The organism is Aliiroseovarius sp. ABM4_368 (assembly GCF_056161205.1).
Genome location: NZ_JBSWYR010000026.1, coordinates 1 through 424, shown reverse-complemented (window position 1 = coordinate 424; position 424 = coordinate 1). Strand labels below are relative to the sequence as shown.

Genomic DNA, 424 nt, shown 5'->3' with positions numbered 1-424 from the left:
ATCGTCCACGGCGTCGATCGGAGCTTCTTCGACCACAACCGTTGCAACGGCTGTGTCGCAGTTGGTCGGGTTCAGGATCTCACAGATCTCATAGGGATAGCTGTAAGTGCCCGCCGTCGTGCCGGGGGCAACCGTGATCGTGCCATCGGCATTCATCGTGATCGAACCCGCAGCAGGTGTCGGAGCCGTGCCCGGCGTCAGCGTGATGTCTGCAGGATCAACAGCCGCGCCATTCAGCGTGTCTGTATCCAGAACCGACGGGGTGTCACCACCCGCAAAACCATTGATCGGTGCCGGTGTGTCATCCACCGCATCAATGGGCGCTACGTCGACAACAACAGTTGCCGTCGCCGTGTCGCAGTTGCCTGCGTTCACCGCGTCACAGATCGTATAGGGATAGCTGTACGTCCCAGCCGTCGTGCCA

1 pseudogene is annotated in these 424 nt (G+C 60.4%); it reads right to left on the bottom strand.

Annotated elements, in window-relative coordinates:
- A pseudogene (locus tag ACXAH3_RS16475) lies at positions 1-424 on the bottom strand (hypothetical protein); the annotation flags it as partial.